Source organism: Orlajensenia flava (genome assembly GCF_004801905.1).
Lineage (GTDB): Bacteria > Actinomycetota > Actinomycetes > Actinomycetales > Microbacteriaceae > Orlajensenia > Orlajensenia flava.
This window is the reverse complement of record NZ_SSSN01000003.1, coordinates 429,696-444,317: the sequence shown is the minus strand read 5'-3', so window position 1 is coordinate 444,317 and position 14,622 is coordinate 429,696. Positions and strand designations below refer to the sequence as shown.

15 protein-coding genes, 1 tRNA gene and 1 pseudogene are annotated in these 14,622 nt (G+C 69.3%); 13 read left to right on the top strand and 4 right to left on the bottom strand.

Going from position 1 to position 14,622, the window contains the following annotated elements:
• Complete coding sequence (locus E6C70_RS03965; protein ID WP_136422430.1) at positions 1-642, bottom strand: vitamin K epoxide reductase family protein; 642 nt, start codon at positions 640-642, stop codon at positions 1-3.
• A 286-nt stretch (positions 643-928) separates the two neighbouring features.
• Here E6C70_RS03965 and E6C70_RS03960 point away from each other — a divergent pair, with 286 nt between their 5' ends.
• Entirely contained in the window at positions 929-3,652 is a 2,724-nt protein-coding gene (locus E6C70_RS03960; protein WP_136422427.1) for an Rne/Rng family ribonuclease, read from the top strand.
• A gap of 9 nt (positions 3,653-3,661) precedes the next feature.
• Here the strand turns inward: E6C70_RS03960 and E6C70_RS03955 are convergent, their stop codons facing one another.
• Complete coding sequence (locus tag E6C70_RS03955; RefSeq protein ID WP_136422425.1) at positions 3,662-3,961, bottom strand: DUF4031 domain-containing protein; 300 nt, start codon at positions 3,959-3,961, stop codon at positions 3,662-3,664.
• A gap of 223 nt (positions 3,962-4,184) precedes the next feature.
• Here E6C70_RS03955 and rplU point away from each other — a divergent pair, with 223 nt between their 5' ends.
• The 10 genes from rplU to E6C70_RS03905 all read left to right on the top strand — a co-directional run bounded on the left by rplU (position 4,185) and on the right by E6C70_RS03905 (position 11,199).
• Complete coding sequence (gene rplU / locus E6C70_RS03950) at positions 4,185-4,493, top strand: 50S ribosomal protein L21 (RefSeq protein ID WP_136422423.1); 309 nt, start codon at positions 4,185-4,187, stop codon at positions 4,491-4,493.
• A 19-nt stretch (positions 4,494-4,512) separates the two neighbouring features.
• A complete protein-coding gene (rpmA, locus tag E6C70_RS03945) occupies positions 4,513-4,770 on the top strand; it encodes a 50S ribosomal protein L27 (RefSeq protein WP_136422420.1) in 258 nt (85 codons plus the stop codon).
• A gap of 97 nt (positions 4,771-4,867) precedes the next feature.
• The gene (obgE, locus tag E6C70_RS03940) at positions 4,868-6,385 is read left to right on the top strand and encodes a GTPase ObgE (protein WP_136422417.1); all 1,518 of its coding nucleotides are present in this window, start codon (positions 4,868-4,870) and stop codon (positions 6,383-6,385) included.
• Positions 6,382-7,218 (top strand): glutamate 5-kinase, encoded by an 837-nt coding sequence (proB, locus tag E6C70_RS03935; RefSeq protein WP_136422414.1) that lies wholly within the window; start codon positions 6,382-6,384, stop codon positions 7,216-7,218. The genes obgE and proB overlap by 4 nt, the downstream gene beginning before the upstream one ends.
• A gap of 10 nt (positions 7,219-7,228) precedes the next feature.
• Positions 7,229-8,497, top strand: a complete 1,269-nt coding sequence (locus E6C70_RS03930) for a glutamate-5-semialdehyde dehydrogenase (RefSeq protein WP_136422411.1) — start codon at positions 7,229-7,231, stop codon at positions 8,495-8,497.
• 46 nt (positions 8,498-8,543) lie between these two features.
• Complete coding sequence (locus tag E6C70_RS03925) at positions 8,544-8,747, top strand: hypothetical protein (protein WP_136422400.1); 204 nt, start codon at positions 8,544-8,546, stop codon at positions 8,745-8,747.
• Between the two features lie 15 nt (positions 8,748-8,762).
• Entirely contained in the window at positions 8,763-9,359 is a 597-nt protein-coding gene (gene nadD, locus E6C70_RS03920; RefSeq protein ID WP_136422397.1) for a nicotinate-nucleotide adenylyltransferase, read from the top strand.
• Positions 9,356-10,609, top strand: a complete 1,254-nt coding sequence (locus E6C70_RS03915; protein WP_136422395.1) for a hypothetical protein — start codon at positions 9,356-9,358, stop codon at positions 10,607-10,609. The genes nadD and E6C70_RS03915 overlap by 4 nt, the downstream gene beginning before the upstream one ends.
• Before the next feature lie 37 nt (positions 10,610-10,646).
• Positions 10,647-11,024, top strand: coding sequence for a ribosome silencing factor (gene rsfS / locus E6C70_RS03910; RefSeq protein WP_136422392.1), 378 nt, complete (start codon positions 10,647-10,649; stop codon positions 11,022-11,024).
• 99 nt (positions 11,025-11,123) lie between these two features.
• Positions 11,124-11,199 (top strand) — tRNA-Ala (locus E6C70_RS03905).
• Positions 11,200-11,285: 86 nt separating this feature from the next.
• Here E6C70_RS03905 and E6C70_RS17275 read toward each other — a convergent pair.
• Positions 11,286-11,441, bottom strand: a pseudogene (locus E6C70_RS17275) (NAD(+)--rifampin ADP-ribosyltransferase); the annotation flags it as partial.
• A gap of 75 nt (positions 11,442-11,516) precedes the next feature.
• Between E6C70_RS17275 and E6C70_RS03895 the strand changes: the two are divergent.
• The gene (locus tag E6C70_RS03895) at positions 11,517-12,422 is read left to right on the top strand and encodes an oxygenase MpaB family protein (RefSeq protein ID WP_136422390.1); all 906 of its coding nucleotides are present in this window, start codon (positions 11,517-11,519) and stop codon (positions 12,420-12,422) included.
• 10 nt (positions 12,423-12,432) lie between these two features.
• Here E6C70_RS03895 and E6C70_RS03890 read toward each other — a convergent pair whose 3' ends face one another.
• The gene (locus E6C70_RS03890) at positions 12,433-13,350 is read right to left on the bottom strand and encodes a DNA-3-methyladenine glycosylase family protein (protein ID WP_136422388.1); all 918 of its coding nucleotides are present in this window, start codon (positions 13,348-13,350) and stop codon (positions 12,433-12,435) included.
• Positions 13,351-13,474: 124 nt separating this feature from the next.
• On the opposite strand from E6C70_RS03890, the gene E6C70_RS03885 reads away from it, so the two are divergent.
• Positions 13,475-14,590, top strand: coding sequence for an aggregation-promoting factor C-terminal-like domain-containing protein (locus tag E6C70_RS03885; RefSeq protein WP_136422386.1), 1,116 nt, complete (start codon positions 13,475-13,477; stop codon positions 14,588-14,590).
• Positions 14,591-14,622: the final 32 nt, after the last annotated feature.

The following is a 14,622-nucleotide window of genomic DNA, read 5'->3' as shown; positions in this document are numbered from 1 at the left end:
TCAGATGAAGAGGTAGCGCAGCACGTCGAGGCGCAGCTGGGCGACGATCGCCACGATCAGGTAGCACACCAGCGTGATGAGCGGGATCCAGCCGTAGGCGCGCTCCGCGAACCGACGAACCCCTGCTCCGGTCGGCGCCCGGCCGGAGCGGAGGTTGTCGAGGGTGAGCATCCAGAACAGCGGGATGACGACCGCCCAGGTCACCATGCACCAGGGGCACAGCGTCGCGAGCACGAAGATCGACTGGCTCATCAACCAGATGACGAAGACCAGGGCTCCGACGACGCCCACGTTGAAGGCGATCCAGAACCAGTTCGCGAATCGGGCGCCGGCGAGGAGGGCGACGCCGACGGTGACGACAACGGACCACGCCATCAGCCCGATCAGCGGATTCGGGAAGCCGAACAGCTCTCCTTGCCATGACGCCAGGTTCGCTCCGCACTGCACGAGGATGTTGAAGTCGCACGACGCCTTGATGCCCGGATGCTCCAGCACGTGCAATTTTTCAAGCGTCAGGGCGAACGCCGCGATGAGGCCGATGACACCGAAGACGATGAGTGCGACCGCGAGGACGAGCGGACGACGGGCCGGTGTAGACGGTTCGTGTTCGACGGGAGCGAGGGAGGTCTCTTCGACGGGCATGATGAGGATTATGGCAGGGCGTGCGCACGGCAATCTGTGAAGGCGTGCGATAATCGACAAGTCGACCAGAGCCGCGCTCCCGTCGACACCCAGAAGGCTTAGTCGGATGCCGAGCATCCGCACCGCGGGTCATGCGTGACCTGCAGAAGAAGAAGTGGCAACCAGAGCTCAGAGCCGGTTGCAGCAGATAGAGGATCAGCAGGTCTTCCGAACTCGGAAGACTTGCGCGAGAGAGTACCGGCGCGGATGGCGCGGCCAACCGCTCCGGCCGAGGAGTGCCCACGTAATGGTGGAGAACAACGACAACGGTGTACCCGCGAACGAATCAGGCAGTGCGAAGGGGCGCGGCCGCGGCCGCATCTTCGGTGCTCGGAAGAGCGCACGCAAGCCGGCCGAGCAGGCGGCCGAGAGGCCCGCGGATGTGCAGCCGAGCGAGCAGCAGCCCATCCGTCAGCAGGTGCCGACCCAGCAGACCGCGATCGACCAGCCCGAAACCGACCACGACCAGACCGAGCAGCGCGAGGCTCGGCACGTCGAGCAGACGCCGGCACCTGACGTGACCGAGCCGGCCGCCGAGCAGACCGACAACGAGTCGACCGACCGCGTGTCGGCCACTACGGCGCAGGCGGACGAGACCGCGTCGGAAGACGCAGCGGATGCGGCTGCCCGGGTGGAGGAGGCTCCCGCGGACGTGTCGCCCTTCCCGCCGGTGCTCTCGACGACCTCGCTGATCTTCCATGCCCCGCCGGTCATGGCTCTTCCGGCGCGAGCCGATGACGACGCGGACGACGAGGAGCCCTCCGTCCGTCGCCGCGCCCGTCGCCGCAGCGGCGACGAGAACCGTGGCGGCAATGACGACCCGGCGAACACCGTCGTCAAGGTCCGTCAGCCCCGCCAGCCCGAGCTCATCACCGAGCCCCAGCGGGTCAAGGGCTCCACACGCCTCGAGGCCAAGAAGCAGCGTCGACGTGACGGACGCGACGCCGGGCGTCGCCGCACCGTCATCACCGAGGCCGAGTTCCTCGCCCGCCGCGAATCCGTCGACCGCACCATGGTCGTGCGATCGAAGGGCGGCCGCATCCAGATCGGTGTGCTCGAGGACGGCGTGCTCGTCGAGCACTACGTGGCGCGCAACCAGGACGCGTCCCTCATCGGCAACGTCTACCTCGGTCGCGTGCAGAACGTGCTGCCGAGCATGGAGGCGGCCTTCGTCGACATCGGACGCGGGCGCAACGCCGTGCTGTACTCGGGTGAAGTCGACTGGGACGCAGCAGCCGAGAACGGCGAGAAGAACCAGCCCCGCCGCATCGAGCTCGCGCTCAAGCCGGGCGACAAGGTGCTCGTGCAGGTCACCAAAGACCCGGTCGGTCACAAGGGCGCGCGCTTGACCAGCCAGGTCTCGCTTCCCGGCCGTTACCTCGTCTACGTGCCCAACGGCTCCATGAACGGCATCAGCCGCAAGCTCCCCGACACCGAGCGCGCACGCCTCAAGAAGATCCTCAGGGAGGTGCTGCCCGACAACAACGGCGTGATCGTGCGCACGGCCGCCGAGGGTGCCACCGAGGAGCAGTTGACGCTCGACGTCAACCGGCTCATCGCCCAGTGGGCCGACATCGACCGCCAGGTCGGATCCGTCGGTGCTCCCGCGCTGCTGCACTCGGAGCCCGACCTGCTCATCAAGATCGTGCGCGACGTCTTCAACGAGGACTTCCAGAAGATGGTCATCGAGGGCGATGACGCACGGGAGACCATCGAGGCCTACCTGCGTGCCGTAGCTCCCGACCTGCTCGAGCGCATCGAGCGTTATGAGGGCAACCGGGACTCGTTCGACGAGTTCCGCGTGTCCGAGCAGATCGAGAAGGCGCTCGACCGCAAGGTCTGGCTCCCGTCGGGCGGCTCGCTCGTCATCGACCGCACCGAGGCGATGACGGTCGTCGACGTCAACACCGGCAAGTTCGTCGGCTCGGGCGGAAACCTCGAGGAGACCGTCACCAAGAACAACCTCGAGGCCGCCGAGGAGATCGTCCGGCAGCTGCGGCTGCGCGACATCGGCGGAATCATCGTGGTCGACTTCATCGACATGGTGCTCGAGACCAACCGCGACCTCGTGCTGCGTCGCCTCGTCGAGTGCCTGAGCCGTGACCGCACGAAGCACCAGGTGGCGGAGGTCACCTCGCTCGGGCTCGTGCAGATGACTCGCAAGAAGCTCGGCCTCGGCCTGCTGGAGTCGTTCAGCGAGAACTGCGAAGTGTGCGCGGGGCGCGGCATCATCGTGCACCACGACCCGGTCACCCGTCACCGCGCGGCGCAGCAGCAGACGCCGCAGCCCTCCCGTCGTCGCGGCGGATCGGGCAACGGTGGCGGCAACGGCTCCAACGGCGCGTCCAGCGAGGCTCCGAAGACCGGCGCCATCCACGGCATCACCGAGGACGCGAAGCACGGCCTCGCCCAGATCGCCGCGTCGACCCTGCACCACGACGAGGCCCGTCACGCCGCCGAGGCGACAGCGGAGAGCGGCTCGGCGACCACGGCGTCGGCAGCGGATGCCCAGCCCGATTCGTCGGGAGAGGAGCAGCGCGCCGGCGAGAAGAAGTCGCGCCGAGGCCGCCGGGGGCGCAACAGTGCCCGAACGGACGATGCCGCATCCGACTCCCGCACGCGTGAGGCGGATGACGCCGTGCAGTCCGCGGCCGCCGTGCAGTCCGCGGCATCCGCCCAGCCTGCGGCATCCGCCCAGCCTGCGGCATCCGCCCAGCCCGCGTCGAAGCCGGCCACGCCGATGGCCGCGGAGCCCACGCCGGTGGTCGACCTGCCGCCCGTCGAGGGAAGGCGCGAGCCGGCTCACGTCGACCGTTCCGAGGCCGCCCACCTGCTCGACTCGGTGCTGGAGTCCCTGCCGGCTCCCAAGCAGCCGGGTCAGGGGCGTCCGCGCAGCCGCCGCGTCACCACGGCCGCGCTCTCCACCACACCGGTCGAGCCGATCATCACCGGCGGTCGCGCGTCGGAATGACGCACGACGTCAGCCGAGTCGACGCTTCGGTGTCGCGGTGACGGCTCGCCGCTCGCGAGCCGTCACCCGCAGCCCGCTGGCGCGGAGGCGGGTCACCAGTTCGCGTCCGGTCACGGGGAGCGCGCCGGCCGCGATGAGCGCCTCGTGGCGTTCGAGCGGCACGTCGTAATGGTCCAGGTCGAAACTGCGCCTCGGAAGTCCGGCCGCCTCCGCGAAAGCGTGCAGCTCGGCGAGGGAGCGGTCGCTGACCAGGTGTGCCCACACGGTTCCGTGGGCCGGCCACATCGGCGTGTCGATCAACACCGTCATGCTGCGATTGTATGGCGGATGCCCGGCGACACACCGGGGGAGCGCGTTTGACCGGCATCCTCCGATCAGCTAAACTCGACCGTTGGTGTGCGTTGGAATCTCGTCCGCGCCGTCACCACGGTTTTCTGGTTGGCCAGGTCGGCATGGATCGGTCAGCCCAGTGGAAATTTCCCGTGTAAGGAATCGGGGCCGTCGCAGGCTCCCCAGAGGATAGGTACGTAAAGTGGTTTACGCAGTTGTGCGCGCCGGTGGCCGCCAGGAAAAGGTCGAGGTCGGCACCATCGTGACGATGGACCGCATCAAGGCCGACAAGAACGGCAACGTCGAGCTCGCGCCTGTGCTGCTCGTCGACGGGGACACGATCACCAGTGACCTCGAGTCGCTCGCGAAGGTCACCGTGACGGCCGAGGTCGTCGAGGATCTCCGCGGTCCCAAGATCGTCATCCAGAAGTTCAAGAACAAGACCGGCTACAAGAAGCGCCAGGGGCACCGTCAGGAGCTCACGCGCGTCAAGGTCACCGGAATCAAGTAAGGCCCAGGAGACTACAGACATGGCACACAAAAAGGGAGCGAGCTCCACTCGCAACGGTCGTGACTCGAACGCGCAGCGCCTCGGCGTGAAGCGCTTCGGCGGTCAGGTCGTCAGCGCCGGCGAGATCCTCGTCCGCCAGCGCGGCACCCACTTCCACCCCGGCGCCGGCGTCGGCCGCGGCGGTGACGACACGCTCTTCGCCCTCGAGGCCGGAGCCGTGCAGTTCGGCAACAAGGGCGGCCGCAAGGTCGTCAACATCGTGGCGGTCGCCTCCTAGGCACCCGCACGGATGTGAACGCGAGGGCGGGCTTCGGCCCGCCCTTACGTTTATCCCCACCGGCCACGAGGCCGGCCTGATCCAGGAGAAGAGCACCATGGCCACCTTCGTCGACAATGTCACGCTCCACTTGCGTGCCGGTCACGGCGGCAACGGATGCGTCTCCGTGCGCCGCGAGAAGTTCAAGCCGCTCGCCGGCCCCGATGGGGGAAACGGCGGCCACGGCGGTGACATCGTGCTGGTCGCAGACCCCCAGGTGACTACGCTCCTCGGCTTCCACCGTCACCCGCACCGCTCGAGCGACAACGGCGGATTCGGCATGGGCGATCATCGCGCCGGCGGCAACGGCCCCGAGCTCGAGCTCGCCATCCCCATCGGCACCGTCGTCAAGGATGCGGACGGCTCCGAACTCGTGGACATGAGCGAGCCCGGCATGCGCTTCGTCGTCGCCCCGGGCGGTCAAGGCGGTCTCGGCAACGCGTCGTTGGCCACCACCAAGCGCAAGGCTCCCGGGTTCGCGCTGCTCGGCACCCCGGGCTGGGAGGGCGACGTCGTCCTCGAGCTCAAGACCGTCGCCGACATCGCCCTGGTCGGCTTTCCCTCCGCGGGCAAGTCGAGCCTCGTCGCCGCCCTCTCCGCCGCTCGCCCGAAGATCGCCGACTATCCCTTCACGACCCTGCACCCGAACCTCGGCGTGGTTCAGGCGGGTGACGTCCGGTACACGATCGCCGACGTTCCTGGTCTCATCGCGGGCGCCAGCGAGGGTAAGGGCCTCGGCCTCGAGTTCCTCCGCCACGTCGAGCGCTGCAGTGCCCTGCTGCACGTGCTGGACTGTGCGACGCTCGACCCCGGACGCGACCCCATCAGCGACCTCGACATCATCCTCGGCGAGCTCGCTGCCTACCCGGTCCCCGAAGGACAGACTCCGTTGCTCGAGCGTCCCCAGCTGGTGGCGCTCAACAAGATCGACGTCCCCGACGGCCGTGAGCTGGCCGACTTCGTGCGCCCCGAGCTGGAGTCGCGCGGCTACCGCGTTTTCGAGATCTCGACGGTCAGCCACGAGGGCCTCAAGCCACTCAGCTACGCCCTCGCCGGCATCGTCGAAGAGGCGCGAGTGATCGCCGCGGCCGAACCCGCGCGCGAGCGCATCGTGCTGCGCCCCCGCGCGGTCGACGAGGAGAAGTTCGTCGTACGCAAGGAAGGCGGCAGCTACGGCGACGTGTTCCGCATTCTCGGAGCCAAGCCGGAGCGCTGGGTCGCCCAGACCGACTTCACCAACGACGAGGCCGTCGGCTTCCTCGCCGACCGCTTGGCCAAGCTCGGCGTCGAGGACGGTCTGTTCAAGGCCGGAGCGGTCGCCGGTTCGACCGTCGTGATCGGCCCCGGCGACGGCGTCGTGTTCGACTGGGAGCCCACTCTCACCTCGACCGCCGAGCTCATCACCGCGCCGCGCGGCACGGACTCCCGCCTCGACGGCAACCGCCGCCGCACGAGCGACGAGCGCCGCGAGCTCTACTTCGAGCGGATGGACGCCAAGGCTGAGGCGCGCGCCGAGCTCGAGCGCGAGCGCGAGGCCGGCATCTGGAACGTCGACGAGGAGAACGCGCAGCCGTGAGCATCGACTCCCGGGAGGGCATCCGCTCGGCCGCGCGCGTCGTCGTCAAGGTCGGGTCCTCGTCCATCAGCGGAGCGAACGCGGGACGGATCGCGCCGTTGGTCGACGCCATCGCCGCTGCGCACGCACGCGGCTGCGAGGTTGTCCTGGTCTCATCGGGCGCCATCGCCACCGGGATGCCCTACCTGCAACTCGACGCCCGCCCCACCGACCTCGCGACGCAGCAGGCCGCGGCATCCGTCGGCCAGAACCTGTTGATCTTCCGCTATCAGGACAGCCTCGACCGCTACGACATTGTGGCCGGCCAGGTGCTGCTCACCGCTGGTGACCTCGAGAACGCGACGCCGCGCTCCAACGCCCGCCGCGCGATGGACCGGCTGCTCGATCTGCGCATCCTGCCCATCGTCAACGAGAACGACACCGTCGCGACGCATGAGATCCGATTCGGCGACAACGACCGGCTCGCAGCCCTCGTCGCTCAGCTCCTCGACGCCGACGTCCTCGTGCTGCTCAGCGACGTCGACGCGCTCTACACCCGCCCGCCGCAGGAGCCGGGAGCCGAGCCGCTCGTCGACGTCGCCTACGGTGACGAGCTCGAGGGTTTCGTGTTCGGCAGCGTCGGAGCAGCCGGCGTCGGCACCGGGGGAGCCTCGACCAAGGTCAGCGCAGCACGACTCGCGGCGGAGGGCGGCACGGCGGTGCTCGTCACGTCGACCGCCCTGGTGGACCAGGCTCTCAACGGCGCTCCCGTCGGCACCTTCTTCGCCCCGGCGCCCGCCGATCCGGCGCCCGCCGATCCGGCGCCCGCCGATCCGATGACGGCGCTGTCCTAGGCTGATCAGCATGCCCACAACGGATGCCGCCCCACCCGGCTTCGATGAACGCCTCGAGGCGGCCCGCGCCGCCGGCGTGATACTGGCGACGGCCACCACGCAGCAGAAGAACGACGCGCTGAGCGCGATCGCTGCCGCGCTGCGCGCATCCGTCGCCGAGATCGTGACCGCGAACGGCATCGATCTCGACAACGGACGGGCCGGCGGCCTCTCGGATGGACTCCTGGACCGCCTGCGCCTCGACCACGCCCGTGTCGAGTCGCTCGCCGTGGCCGTCGAGCAGATCGTCGGTCTGGCCGACCCCGTCGGCGAGGTCGCGCGGGGGAGCAGTCTGCCCAACGGCGTCCGCATCGCTCAGGTGCGCGTGCCGTTCGGTGTCGTCGGCGCCATCTACGAGGCCCGACCCAACGTCACCGTCGACATCGCCTCCCTCGCCCTCAAGAGTGGGAACGCCTCGGTGCTGCGCGGCGGCTCGGCCGCCGAGAACAGCAATCGTGCGCTCGTCGGCCTCATCCAGGGCGCCCTCGCCTCCGTCGGTCTTCCGTCCGACGCGGTGCAGACGGTCGACGACTTCGGCCGCGACGGCGCCAACGCCCTCATGCGCGCGCGCGGACTCGTCGACGTGCTCATCCCGCGGGGGAGCGCCCAGCTGATCAACGCGGTGGTGACGGAGTCGACGGTGCCCGTGATCGAGACCGGCGCCGGCGTCGTCCACATCTTCCTCGACGCCTCGGCAACCACCGAGTGGGCGGTCGAGATCGTCCACAACGCCAAGACGCAGCGACCGAGTGTCTGCAACACGGTGGAGACGGTGCTCGTGCACGCGGGCGCGGCCGAGCGCCTGCTGCCTCCCGTGCTCGACCGGCTCGCGGCATCCGGAGTGACCGTCCACGCCGACGATCGCACGCGTGCCGTCTGGCCGGATGCGGTGGCGGCGACCGCGGAGGACTGGGGCACCGAGTACATGAGCCTGGACGTGACGGTCGGCGTGGTCGACTCCGTGGACGAGGCCATCGCCCACATCCGCCGCTACTCGACGCGCCACACCGAGTCGATCATCACGAACGACCTCCGCAACGCCGAACGGTTCCTGAACGAGGTCGACTCGGCCACCGTGATGGTCAACGCCTCGACGCGCTTCAGCGACGGCGGCGAGTTCGGCTTCGGAGCCGAGGTGGGCATCTCGACCCAGAAACTGCACGCGCGCGGCCCGATGGGGCTGCCCGAACTGACCAGCACCAAGTGGATCGTGCGTGGTGACGGGCAGGTGCGCATCTAGCGCACTAAGCTTTCACCCGGGCTGACGCGCCGAGATGGAGACACCAATGACCTTTCTGAGCACCGTGTTCGCAGCGACCGAGAACGCCGGCCACGTGGACGGATTCTGGTTCGGGCTCATCGCCTTCGCCATCTTCATGGCGCTCGGAGCGGTGGTCTGGAGCTTCCGCGACGTGGCCAATCGGCACGCGGCGAAGGCGGACGCCTACGCGGCGGCTCACGGCGGCTCCCAGCAACACGGCGGCCACTGAGACGCGGGAGGGCTCATGACCGAGTCCCGGCGCCCCCGCATCGGCGTGATGGGCGGCACCTTCGACCCCGTGCACCACGGCCACCTGGTCGCTGCCAGTGAGGTGGCGCAGAGTTTCGACCTCGACGAGGTCGTCTTCGTGCCAACGGGAATGCCGTGGCAGAAGGCGGATGTCACCGACTCCGAGCACCGCTACCTCATGACGGTCATCGCGACGGCGTCGAACCCCCGGTTCACGGTGAGCCGGGTCGATGTCGACCGCGCGGGTCCCACGTACACGATCGACACGCTCCGCGACATCCACGCGATGCGTCCCGGAGCCGACCTGTTCTTCATCACCGGGGCCGACGCCATCGCCCAGATCCTCAGCTGGAAGCACCCCGACGAGCTGTGGGACCTGGCCCATTTCGTTGCTGTGAGTCGTCCGGGACATGACCTGACCGTTTCAGGATTGCCACAGGGCGACGTAAGCTTGCTGGAGGTTCCCGCACTTGCGATCTCCTCGACCGACTGTCGGGAACGCGTGAACCGGGGTTACCCGGTCTGGTATCTGGTACCCGACGGGGTGGTCCAATACATCTCGAAGCACCATCTGTATCGGAGTGCGGCATGACGACGGGCGAGCAGCCCCTGACGAGGCGACAGGCGCGTGAAGCAGAGCGTTCACGGGACGTCGCCCCGCCGTCGACCCCCCAGCAGTCGCGTCGCGCCGTCGTTCCCGAGCCGACCACCGGAGGAGCGGCACCGCACCTCGCCATGGGATTCCCGTCTTCAGCCGATGCTCTGGCCAGTGCTGCCGAGGCCGAGGCCCGCAGCACCAGGCCCGCCGTCGCCACGGCGGCTCCCTCCGTCACGCCTCCGACTCCGACGACGGCGCCCCCGGCATCGTTCTCTCCTCCCGCCGGCGGTTTCCGGCCCCACTCCTTCCAGCCGACGGATGCCCCCGCCGCACCAAACGGCGTGAGTGCGATGGAGCCCGTTCCCCAGCGCACGCTGACCCGTCGCGAACTTCGCGCGTCACTCGCCTCACAGGACACGGCTGAACCCCACACCGACGTCGTCGCCGTCATCCGTCCCGCGGCCGACGCACCCGCCGAGCCGACCGTGGCGGAGGGTTCGCGTCGCGCGACCTGGACACCGCCCGCTGAGGACGAATCTGGGCAGCGGCCCGTCTGGGCAGCCACGCCGCCCCCCGCTGACGCCGAGTCGCCTGCGCCAGTGCTGGCCGCGGCCAGCCCGATGCCGGTCTTCTCGTCACCGGTGTCGGCATCCGGATCCGCTTCGTCTGCGTCCGCGCCACTCGCCGTCCCTCCGCCCGCTGCCGCCATCCCGGCACCGCCGCTGTCGGTCGACGACACGGGCTCGCACAAGCCGATGGGGCACTGGTCGGTGGAGTCGGATCACGACACCGATCCCAAGGGCATGGCGCCCCAGGCCTTCGACCAACTGCTGTCACGGGGCATCTCGTCGGGCGGAGTCCCCACCACCACGAACGCCCTCATCCTCCCCGCCATCCCGACGGCGGGCGATGGACCGTCCGCTCGGAACACCGGCGAGGTGCTGGTGACCGGCTCCTTCGATCTGCCGAGCAGCTTCGGGTCGACGGGAGCCCACCCCGACCGCATCGACTCGTCCGACATCGACCGCATGTTCGAGGCCGAGGACGACGCTCCCGCCACCGGCGCGCAGCCCATCCGTGCCAGCCGAGCCGTCAGCAGCCACACCGCGACGCGCGAGGTCATCAAGCCGCCGACGAAGGAGAAGCGCTGGAGCGTTCCCTTCCTGCTCTCCCTCGCCGCCGTCGTGCTCGGGGTGGGAGTGATCGGCCTCGTCATCGCCGGCTTCGTGTCCGGCATCTTCTGATGCCCCGCATCTCCACCACCACCCGAGGACTCACTGCATGAGCGCATCCGACCACGCCATCGAACTGTTGAAGACCGCGGCACTCGCGGCTGATTCGAAGGGCGGGGAGGACCTGGTGGCGCTCGACGTCACGCAGCCGCTCCCGCTCGCTGACATCTTCCTGCTCGTCACCGGGCGCAACGAACGCAACGTCGTCGCCATCGCGGGTGAGATCGAGGACCGCCTCATCGAGGCCGGCTCCAAGCCCCTGCGCCGCGAGGGCCGGTCGGAGGGACGCTGGATCCTGCTGGACTTCGGTGACCTCGTCGTCCATGTCTTCCACGAGGAGGAGCGGATGTACTACGCGCTCGAGCGCCTCTGGAAGGACTGCCCGGTCATCCCGGTCGAGCTGCCTGCACACGAGAAGCGCGCCTGATCGCACGCTCATCTGCTGAGGCCCGCTCGATTTCACCGGGTCGGCCGAGTGTAGTAATCTGAATAAGTTGCTTCCGCGAGAGCGGAATGCGGCGAGCAAGGGTCTGTGGCGCAGCTGGTAGCGCACCTGCATGGCATGCAGGGGGTCAGGGGTTCGAGTCCCCTCAGATCCACCAAAGCTTCTGACGGGCGCCGCGTCCTCGGGGGTTCTCGCGTTCCCGACGCCGGTCATGCGGGACCTGGTCAGTGGTACATGACGGCGCGTCGGGTTGTCGGGGAACTTCTTGTCGGACACTGGGGCGTCCTCGAGGTCTCCTGTCGATTCGACGATGTAGATGCGGCCGAGACCGCTTCCCGCGGCCAGCTCCGCGCCCCAGACGGCGGCATAGAGGGTGGCAGTGGCGTAGGTGTGATTCGCGAACCTAGCGTCGACCCGACGTAGCTCGCTGGCGTGAGTGCCCGATGTCGACCGGGATCCGGGTTACGGTCGATCATGGCGAAGGACGGGACGGATGCGGCGAGCGCCGATGGCCACTGGCGTCCGGGGGCGCTCCCGCGTCGCGAGCCGCCCGCGTGGACGGCCGCTCTGGCCGACGGCGATGACGCGGGATTCTTCGGGCCCGGCAGCGCGGTGTGGGCCGTGAACGGAGCGCTGCCGACGCTCGTGGCCGGCATCCGTGCGCTGTTGCTGCAGACTCTCCATCCGGGTGCGATGGCCGGTGTGCACGACTGGTCCCGGTACCACGAAGATCCGTTGGGTCGGCTCGACGGAACCGTCCGGTGGGTGGCGACCACGACGTTCGGCGATCGACGGGCAGCGACCGCGGCGTCCGCGTTCGTGTCCCGACTGCACGAGCACGTGACCGGAACGTACACGGATGCGCGAGGCGAGGAGAAGGAGTACGCGGCTAACGACGAAGAGCTCCTGCGGTGGGTGCACGACGCGTTCACCGAGGCGTTCGTCGGCTCGCACCTGATCTGGGGCGGCCCGATCCCCGGGGGAGCCGACGCCTACGTGGGGGAGTGGGCGCAGGCCGGGCGACTGATGGGCGTAACCGATCCGCCGACGTCGATGCGGCAACTGCGTGCCGAGATGGCGTCGTTCACGACGAAGGCCAAGCCGGATGAGCGGGTGGCTGAGGCCGTGAGATTCCTCCGGCGTCCTCGCTTGCCGGGAATCGTCGGCGTGGTGTATCCGATCCTGTTCGGAGGCGCGGTCGCGTCGCTCACGGTCGAGCAGCGCCGCCTGCTGAGCCTGCGCAGGCCATGGTGGCCGGCGATCACGCTAGCCCGGCTGCTTCTCGCCGTCGCCGCGCGCACACTGGGGGCGACCTCGCCGAGCGAGCGGGCAGCCCGCGCTCGCATCGCTCGACTGGGGGGCGTGCAGGAGAGGTCGTGACGAGCGGCGCTCAGTGCCAGCGGTGATCGACAAGCGCCATCCGTGCCCCGCGGCGCGGCTTGCCCGCGACGCCTGCCGCCTCGAGGAGCCGCACGACGCGATAGCGGTGTCCGCGCCACGGCTCCATCGCGACGACCATCGCGGCGTCGTCGAAGTCCTGGCCGAACAGGGCGTGTCCGATGTACGACGAGAGGTGGTAGTCGCCCACGCTGAGCGCATCCGCATCGCCGAAGGCGCGCTGAGCGACCTCGGCCGCGGTCCAGACGCCGATGCCGGGAATCGACTGCAACCGCTGCTGTGCCTCGGTCGGCGTGAGCTCTGCGCACCGCTCGAGGCTGTCGGCCACTCGCATGGCGGTCACGATCGTGCGGGAGCGTTGCGGATCGACGCCGGCTCGATGCCACTCCCACGACGAGATGCGCCGCCATGTCTCCGCCGCCGGCACGACGCGCATGGGAGTCGGTGTTGGTCCCGGGGCGGGGCTGCCGAACCGGTGCACGAGCTCCCGCCAGGAGCGCATCGCCTGCAGCGTGATGACCTTCTGTTCGAGAATGGCCGGAACCAAGGCCTCCACGACGCGACCTGTGCGCGGGATGCGGAGGCCCGAATGGCGCCGGTGCGCATCGACCAGCACAGGGTGAGACGGTTCGAAGCCCGTCGGGTCGTCGCCCGATCCCAGGAGTTGCGGTGCCGTCGCGACGGCCTCGGACGCGCCCGGCCCCCACGCCTGGCATCGCAGCTCGTCGGGGGACAGCCTGCTCAGGCGCATCGTCGCCGCGCCCGTGGGCATGAGCGTCGTGCGCCACGCCGATCCGTCCCGCGTGCGCTGGAAGGTCGGATCCGACGGCCCCCGACCGACGCGCGCCAGGGTGAGGCCGACGTCCGTCTCGTGACGGGGTGTCCAGCTCAGCGTCGCATCGGGTACCACCCCTCCAGTGTGCCTCGTCCGGCTGACAACACCGCGCCCGAGGTCGGGCGCGCCGACCTCCCCTCCGGCCTGATTCGCGCGCGAGACCTATCGTCGAACGTGACTGCCGAGCGAGGAGGTGCAGATGGGACGCACGACGTTGGTCGCGGCCGCCTGCGCTGCTGCGCTGGCACTCGCCCTCGCGGTCGCCCCTGCCGCCATAGCGGACGACTACCCGAGCTGGGCCGACGTGCAGGCGGCCAAGGCCAGCCAGGCCGCCACAGCGGCCGAGGCGACCCGCATCAACGACTTCATCACTCAGCTGACGGCGGAGTCGGCGCGACTGGGGAAGGAGACGATCGAGAAGGCGGCCATCTACACGACAGCCCAGAACCAGGCAGATGCCGCCACCGCCCGCGCGGACCGACTGACGACGGAGGCGCAGAAGGCGACCTCGGCCGCGGCCGACGCCCACTCGCGCTACGGTCGCATCGTCTCCCAGCTCGTCATGACAGCGGGCGGTCAGAACCTCACCGTTCATCTCCTGCTCGACGCCCAGCGCAGCGACGACCTCCTGCGCCAACTGGGGTCGATCTCCAAGCTCACCCAGCAGGCGTCCGATCTCGAGCAATCGGCGAAGCAGAAGCAGAACGAGGCGGATTCGCTCAGCGCGCAGGCGGCCCTGGCGAGCAAGGAACGCGATCGCTTGCGCGACCTCGCCCAGACGGCGCTCGACGCTGCGAAGGCCGCCGAGAAGGCGGCAGACGACAAACTGGCTGAGCAACAGGCGGCCAGCCAGACGCTCTACGCGCAACTCGCCACCCTCACCACTCAGGTCGCCGACGTGCAGAACCGTTACAACCAGGGTGAGGCGGCGCGTCAGGCCGCAGAGGCCGCCGCTGCCGCCGCCGCGGCGAGCGCCGGGGGCACGATCTGGACGGGCGACGTCGCAGTCGATCCGGCCGGCGCGCAGGCATACGCGCGGGGTCAGCTGCCGGCATACGGGTGGGGCGGCGACCAGATGAGCTGTCTGGTGCGGCTGTGGAACCAGGAGTCGGGCTGGCGGGCCAACGCCTACAACAGTTCCAGCGGCGCCTACGGAATCCCGCAGTCGCTCCCGGCGGAGAAGATGGCTGTCGCGGGGCCTGACTGGCGCACCAACGGAAACACGCAGATCAACTGGGGATTGAACTACATCAGCGGTCGCTACGGGTCGCCGTGCGGTGCGTGGGCGCACGAGGTCGGGTTCAACTGGTATTGAGCGTCAACTGGTATTGAACGTCAGGTGGTATT

Excerpts from the sequence above, each read along its gene's own strand:
- obgE (WP_136422417.1), top strand. The coding sequence starts at position 4,868 with ATGGCCACCTTCGTCGACAATGTCACGCTCCACTTGCGTGCCGGTCAC.
- E6C70_RS03885 (WP_136422386.1), top strand. The coding sequence starts at position 13,475 with ATGGGACGCACGACGTTGGTCGCGGCCGCCTGCGCTGCTGCGCTGGCA.
- E6C70_RS03925 (WP_136422400.1), top strand. The coding sequence starts at position 8,544 with ATGACCTTTCTGAGCACCGTGTTCGCAGCGACCGAGAACGCCGGCCAC.
- nadD (WP_136422397.1), top strand. The coding sequence starts at position 8,763 with ATGACCGAGTCCCGGCGCCCCCGCATCGGCGTGATGGGCGGCACCTTC.
- E6C70_RS03965 (WP_136422430.1), bottom strand. The coding sequence starts at position 642 with ATGCCCGTCGAAGAGACCTCCCTCGCTCCCGTCGAACACGAACCGTCT.
- E6C70_RS03915 (WP_136422395.1), top strand. The coding sequence starts at position 9,356 with ATGACGACGGGCGAGCAGCCCCTGACGAGGCGACAGGCGCGTGAAGCA.
- rpmA (WP_136422420.1), top strand. The coding sequence starts at position 4,513 with ATGGCACACAAAAAGGGAGCGAGCTCCACTCGCAACGGTCGTGACTCG.
- E6C70_RS03955 (WP_136422425.1), bottom strand. The coding sequence starts at position 3,961 with ATGACGGTGTTGATCGACACGCCGATGTGGCCGGCCCACGGAACCGTG.
- E6C70_RS03895 (WP_136422390.1), top strand. The coding sequence starts at position 11,517 with ATGGCGAAGGACGGGACGGATGCGGCGAGCGCCGATGGCCACTGGCGT.
- rsfS (WP_136422392.1), top strand. The coding sequence starts at position 10,647 with ATGAGCGCATCCGACCACGCCATCGAACTGTTGAAGACCGCGGCACTC.
- E6C70_RS03930 (WP_136422411.1), top strand. The coding sequence starts at position 7,229 with ATGCCCACAACGGATGCCGCCCCACCCGGCTTCGATGAACGCCTCGAG.
- E6C70_RS03960 (WP_136422427.1), top strand. The coding sequence starts at position 929 with ATGGTGGAGAACAACGACAACGGTGTACCCGCGAACGAATCAGGCAGT.